The sequence below is a fragment of the Nostoc sp. CHAB 5715 genome (genome assembly GCF_020829685.1).
Taxonomy (GTDB): domain Bacteria; phylum Cyanobacteriota; class Cyanobacteriia; order Cyanobacteriales; family Nostocaceae; genus Nostoc.
Genome location: NZ_JAIVFR010000385.1, coordinates 1 through 6459 on the forward strand (window position 1 = coordinate 1; position 6459 = coordinate 6459).

Here is a 6459-nt window from a genome sequence, read left to right on the forward strand (position 1 = left end):
TATAAAACTCCAAAAATAGCGATATTTCGGATATGATTCCGTTTTTATTAAAGACAAAATAGCTAAAAGTACCAATAGAACCATCGGTACATCAGGTGTACTTAAGCGAGAGTATTGCAGCCAAAAAAATTCCACGCTTAAAATTGCAGCAGCTAGCCAACCTAATTTTTTGCATAGCATACTTTTGCCGATTTCATACACCAGCCATAAGCTAAAAATGCTAGCAATCATACTAGGAATACGCGCACTAGTATCACTCATTCCAAACAGCTTGTAGAAACTGGCAATTATCCAATAAGGGCCAGGGGTTTTATGATGTGCTTTTTCCCAAGGAGTTATCCAATTACCAGAATCAAACATCAGACGCGCACGCGAAGCGTAAAGTGCTTCATCATGTGCCATCAGACTATTATGCCCAGAAGTAAATAATAATAAGGACAGTATCCAAACTAACAAACTAAAATAGGGTAATGATGCTACTAGGCGGATTTGTCGCCAAATATGCTGAAATAACTGTATTTTATATAACATTGAATTGATAAAAATAGAATGCTGCCATTTAGACTCGTTTATGTGTTCTACTGTTACTAAAATATGTTACATAGTGTTGGTTGAAAAATATTTGAAATTGCCGCAATTTTCCCAAAAAGTACTCCAAAATAAAGATTTATGCAGTTAAAACCGAATCAACGCCTGAAATTAGACGACACAGACGATAAGCTGTTCTATGCTTATCCCCGCTTTGTTACTCATGTCGATGAAGGATTTATTCAACAGCTAACGGATTTATATAGCGATCGCCTCAAACCCAACACCCGCATTTTTGATATGATGAGCAGTTGGGTGTCTCATCTACCAGAAGAGATGCAGTTTGCCCATGTGGAAGGACACGGACTCAACGCTGAGGAACTAGCACGAAATCCCCGCTTAAATCATTACTTTGTGCAAAATCTTAACGAAAATCCGCAGCTACCTTTACCAGATGAAGATTTTGATGCTGTTCTCAATTGCGTATCTGTGCAGTATGTGCAATATCCAGAAGCAGTATTTTCTGAAATTTACCGCATTCTGAAACCTGGTGGTGTTGCAATTATCAGCTTTTCTAACCGGTTGTCCCTAAAAGGGAAAGTCCTTCAACCACACCAAAAGCAGAATTTGAAGTGCGAACAGCAAGCGATCGCCCTTCGGGTAGAATAATCGTCACCGTGATTTTTTCCCCAGGTTCTAGCATTCGTTGCAAATTCTCTTGCAACAGCTTTTGAGCGTAAGCATAAATAGCAGGCTTGTCATCATCATTGCGTTGGCTATTGATTCCCAACCCAGAAAGACCATGAATACGGCGATTTTTAGCATCTTCGACTACAGCAAAACGTTTACTCGTATTCTGGCGAGAGATGCGGACGATCGAGCCGCCTTGGTTATATAAAAATTCCCCTTCAACTTCAATATTTCTGCTGGAGGGTAAAGCCCAACCAATTACGCTTTCAAATGCGTCGGGCAGTCCTTTAACATCAGAGGAATCATCTACTACTAAAGTAGAAAATGGAAAACTAACGTATTCATGATTCACCCATAAATACCCGACATCATTAGTTTCTCCAAGGGGAATAAAACCAGTAAAATCGTTGTTGTAACCGAAATAATCATCTTTGTTGGGAAAGACGCGATCGCCCCAACTGACAATTACATAACGTTCGTACTCTGGAGGCACTACCACATCATCAATAACGTTATACTTACTTAACTTCACATCCGCAGATACATTAACTACTTCTCCTTGAGCAATTCCTGTTGGCAAAAAATTTGTCTGCTGTTGATAAATTGCTAGGGGATGTGGTAAGCGTACAGGTGTAAAGCCCAATGACGTGATTTTTGTTTCTTTACTGCTGATAAAACTGTTTATGATTTTGTTTCCCAACAAAACAGCACCAGCACTGCCAGCAAAAAATATTAAAATTTGTCTGCGACTGAATTGAGACATCAAACTTTCCTCTGATTTGACAGGAAAAATTTAGTAGAAACAAACCTATTGATTATAAAAAACTAGTAATTTATAAGAATTTGCTGTGTTTTAAATAACTAGTAACTTGTTGATAACAACAATTGAGAATTGAATTAGGTGGTTTTTATGCACAAATATAGTCGATTTTTCACTAAGTATCGGTTACAATAATTAAATTTAGGTTATATTTTAATTAACTAATAATTATCAACCATTGCTGTTTTCGTGGCCAGAATTAGGTAAGGAACAGTGTTAGCGCCCCATCTGTCCTATCCTGGGGATGAGTAAATAGTGTTGTGGGTAAGATTGTGTTTTTCAGTGTTGTGATACCGACTTATAATCGCCAACCAATTTTAGAAAAGTGCCTCCGTGCTTTGGAGGTGCAGGAGTTAAGTCAGCCAAGTTCGGTTACTGGTTACGAGATTGTCTTGGTGGATGATGGTTCTACTGATGGCACATTGGAGTGGTTAGCAGTACACAAAGAGGAGTTTCCTCATGTGCGATGGTTTCAGCAAGATCATGCTGGCCCAGCTGCGGCGCGGAATTTGGGGGTAGAAGAGGCGCTGGGAGACACAATTATCTTTATTGATAGTGATTTAGTAGTGTTGAAGAATTTCCTGCAAGCTCATGGTAACGCACTAGTGCAGGGAAAAGAGAAATTGGGGTGCGATCGCTTTTTCACTTACGGTGCAGTTATTAATACTTGTAATTTCAACAACCCAACTTCTGAACTCTACAAAGTAACCGATTTTTCAGCAGCTTTTTTTGCTACGGGAAATGTAGCAATTCCCAAACATTGGTTAGATAAAGCCGGACTTTTTGATACCAGCTTTCAACTCTATGGCTGGGAAGATTTAGAATTAGGTGTACGGCTGAAAAAACTAGGTTTGACACTAATTAAATGTCCAGAAGCCGTAGGATATCACTGGCATCCAGCATTTAAATTAGAGCAAATTCCCCGATTGATTGACCAAGAAATTCAACGCGGACGGATGGGGGTTTTGTTTTATCAAAAGCATCCTACATGGGAAGTGCGAATGATGATTCAAATGACTTGGCTGCATCGCCTACTTTGGGGCATTCTTTCACTCAATGGTACACTGAACGAACGGACAATGGCACCATTTTTACAATGGCTAATTAATCTAGGTAAACCTCAATTGGCTTTAGAAATTGCCCGAATTTTTCTCAACTGGTATAACGTGAAGGGTGTCTATGAAGCCTATGCTCAAATGCAGCAAACATTGTGATTGAAAAGTAAGAAGTTCAGAGTTAGGTTTAACACACAAATAAAATTACAAAATCCCTTTTCCTAATACCTTACGCTTCAACACGACTATCCGAGGTCCTGCTCCTTTACGTTAAAATCGCCCCACCCATCAAGCGCTCATACCTATACTTCAACTCTTCTTTCATCAAATACCAGCGCTCTAAAGTTGCATCCATCTCTATTATTTTCTCTGCTGCTTGCCGCGCTAAAAGTAAAACTTCTTCATCTTCAACCAAACTCGCCAATGTAAAATCTGGCACTCCAGATTGACGAGTTCCTAGTACTTGTCCTGGCCCACGAAAACGCATATCCATCTCAGAGATGAAAAAGCCATCCTGAGATTGTTCCAACACCTTCAACCGTTGTTGAGCATCAGGACTTCTAGAACTGCTCATCAACAGACAGTAAGACTGAGCCGCACCACGACCAACGCGCCCCCGCAGTTGGTGGAGTTGCGATAAACCAAATCGCTCTGCATTTTCAATGAGCATCACTGTAGCATTAGGTACGTCTACACCTACCTCAACAACGGTAGTAGAAACCAAAATTTGCGTTTGGTTATCGCGGAATTTAGTAATTGCTTCGTCCTTCTCGGCTGAACTCATGCGACCGTGCAGTAGCCCCACTTGAAAATCGGGAAAAACGCTTTCTTGTAGCTTTTGATGCTCCTCTACCGCCGATCGCAGATCCAGTTTTTCTGATTCTTCTACCAAGGGCAAAACCACGTAAACTTGTCTACCTTGGGCAATTTCTCGGCGGATCAGGTCGTAAGCATGGTTGCGTTGCTGACCTGACAATACTGTTGTCTGAATCTTTTGTCGTCCTGGCGGTAACTCATCAATCTGGCTCACATCCAAATCCCCGTGTATCGTCAGTGCTAAGGTTCGGGGAATTGGGGTAGCTGTCATAGTTAATACATGAGGTTGATTGCCTTTTTGCTGCAAACGTGCCCGTTGTTCTACCCCAAAGCGATGCTGTTCATCAATCACCACTAACCCCAGTTGATGGAAGTTTATAGGGTCTTGAATCAGGGCATGAGTTCCCACTAACAGAGGTAATTCACCAGTTCCTAACTGAGAATGTATTTGTCTTCGTTTAGCAGCTTTGGTGGAACCTGTAAGTAATTCCACTGGTAAATGTAAGAGGTTAAACCAGCTAACTAACTTGCGATAATGTTGTTCTGCCAAAACTTCTGTGGGAGCCATCAGCGCCGCTTGGTAGCCAGATTGAATTGCCGCGAGGATAGCTAGCACGGCGACGACTGTTTTACCAGAACCGACATCACCTTGAACCAAACGATTCATTGGCACAGGTTTCTGTAAATCGTTGAGGATGTCGTTGAGGACTCGTTGCTGTGCGCCAGTGAGTTGAAAAGGCAGTATTTCGTGAAATTTCTCTACAAGTTGACCGCGTGGAACCAGGATGGCGCTGGTTTGAATCGCCCTTGCTTGCTGTTGACGTTGCAGTAACCCAAGTTGCAGATAGAAAAATTCATCAAAGACTAGGCGACGACGGGCAACTTGCAGAGCGGCGCTATCGCTAGGAAAATGGATGTTAGCGATCGCATCTTTCAATTCCATCAAACCATACTTTTGTCGCAAACCACTTGGCAAAGGGTCTTTCAGGTGAGTTGCAGCAGGTAAAGCAGCAATTACCGCCTGTCGTACTGTATTCGCCACCACGCCTTCAGTCAATCCATAAATTGGCACTACCCGCCCAATATTCAGCGACTCAATGGTATCTCCTGGATTTGCCAAAACCTCTAGTTCTGGATTATCGAGCGTCAAGCCGTATTTACTTTCTTTCACCAACCCACACGCCGCCAAAATACTACCCACTGGATAACGGCGTTTTAAACTTTCTTGCCAAGCGCGACTGCTAAAGCGCGTACCTGCATAAAAACGACCAATTTTGATTTGACCACTGTTATCTTTGACTACCAGTTCTAAAATTGATAATTTCTGATTTTTAGGGCTAGTAAAGCAGTTGCAACGCTTCACTGTAGCTACTATTGTCACTGTCTCACCCGCCTGTAACTCGCGGATATTCACCTGACGCGCATAATCAATGTGGTCACGAGGATAGTAGAAAAGCAAATCGCGGACGGTGTGTAAACCAAGCCGTGCCAAATTATCAGCTTTTTTAAAGCCTATTTCTGGTAAATCGCTGAGTTTTTGGTCAATGTTCGGTGCAAGCCTCCGACTTACCTCAGCAACAATTGGAGATTTTGAATCGCACCTTTGGTGCGCTGGAAGCGCAACTTGAATTTTGGATTCATAGACTTTCCCCTGCTCCCCTGCTCCTCGGTCACTGAGCGTAGCCGAAGTGCTGCTCCCCTGCTCCCCCTGCTCCTCTTGCTGTAGTTGGGAAAGATACCTGCGAGTCTCTGCTACTAAATGTTGTCTTTCTTCCAGTGCTAGATGTGGATAACTAGCAAATTGCACCGCTAGTCCTTGCCAACGGCGGCGTTCAGTTTGGGGTAAGCCTGTTGGGAATTTGCCCAAAGTTAGGCTAAGAAATTCACTGAAACGGTATTCTCTGCCCACCAAGTCTGTAAAGCCGCGTTCGGCTTCTATTGCCAAGGCTTTGTGCAATCTTATCCAATCTGGTTTTTCATTAGTCATTGGTGATTAATCATTAGTCATTAGTCATTAGTCATTAGTCATTTGACTCTTGCAAAATCCAAGTCCAGATCCAGCCAGCCCAAGTATGTGCTAGTAAAGTGACACCTGTAGCGATCGCTATAATTGCCCATCCTACCCCATCAATGCGGATGGCAGTCACTCCAATCCAGTTATCCTTCAGAGCTTTCGCTAAAAAAAACAGCGTTGCGCCCAAAATTATCCAACGTGAAAATTGCTTAGTCATTAGTCATTAGTCATTAGTCATTAGTCCAAGAGATACCACAGTCATTGAGTGGGCGTGGTTTGAATTAGTCGGATGTGATTAGTTTTTTCGCCCACCCAACGGCATCGCTTGGGGCGAGGTATGTACTAAAAATTTTTTATCAAACAGGTTGATGTAGTTCTTTTTACGAAGACTATATTACTTTATTTTATATCTCTCTAGAGTTAGATAAAAATATTATTTTTGTAGTACTTAAAATGTAGCCTGCGCTAGAGGTCAAGTGCATTTTATTATTCATATCCTTAAAAAAGGTTATCGAATGAGCGAACCAAGACAAGCA

Annotated in this window: 3 protein-coding genes and 3 pseudogenes; 2 read left to right on the forward strand and 4 right to left on the reverse strand. The window is 42.0% G+C overall.

Going from position 1 to position 6459, the window contains the following annotated elements; all coding sequences use genetic code 11:
* Nucleotides 1-531, reverse strand: a 531-nt coding sequence (locus tag LC574_RS20765) for a glycosyltransferase family 39 protein (RefSeq protein WP_229455351.1), incomplete at its 3' end; no start/stop codon positions are given.
* 138 nt (nt 532-669) lie between these two features.
* Between LC574_RS20765 and LC574_RS20770 the strand changes: the two are divergent.
* A pseudogene (locus LC574_RS20770) lies at nt 670-1113 on the forward strand (class I SAM-dependent methyltransferase); the annotation flags it as partial.
* Here LC574_RS20770 and LC574_RS20775 read toward each other — a convergent pair.
* A pseudogene (locus LC574_RS20775) lies at nt 1106-1981 on the reverse strand (cobalt-precorrin-5B (C(1))-methyltransferase); the annotation flags it as partial. The pseudogenes LC574_RS20770 and LC574_RS20775 sit on opposite strands and share 8 nt — an antisense overlap.
* Nucleotides 1982-2298: 317 nt before the next feature.
* Here LC574_RS20775 and LC574_RS20780 point away from each other — a divergent pair.
* The gene (locus tag LC574_RS20780; RefSeq protein WP_229455355.1) at nt 2299-3252 is read left to right on the forward strand and encodes a glycosyltransferase; all 954 of its coding nucleotides are present in this window, start codon (nt 2299-2301) and stop codon (nt 3250-3252) included.
* A 106-nt stretch (nt 3253-3358) separates the two neighbouring features.
* Here LC574_RS20780 and recG read toward each other — a convergent pair whose 3' ends face one another.
* Complete coding sequence (gene recG, locus LC574_RS20785) at nt 3359-5896, reverse strand: ATP-dependent DNA helicase RecG (RefSeq protein WP_229455356.1); 2538 nt, start codon at nt 5894-5896, stop codon at nt 3359-3361.
* 46 nt (nt 5897-5942) lie between these two features.
* Nucleotides 5943-6140, reverse strand: a pseudogene (locus tag LC574_RS20790) (UPF0104 family protein); the annotation flags it as partial.
* Nucleotides 6141-6459: the final 319 nt, after the last annotated feature.

Coding starts and splice junctions, on each gene's coding strand:
- recG (WP_229455356.1), bottom strand. CDS start 5,896: ATGACTAATGAAAAACCAGATTGGATAAGATTGCACAAAGCCTTGGCA.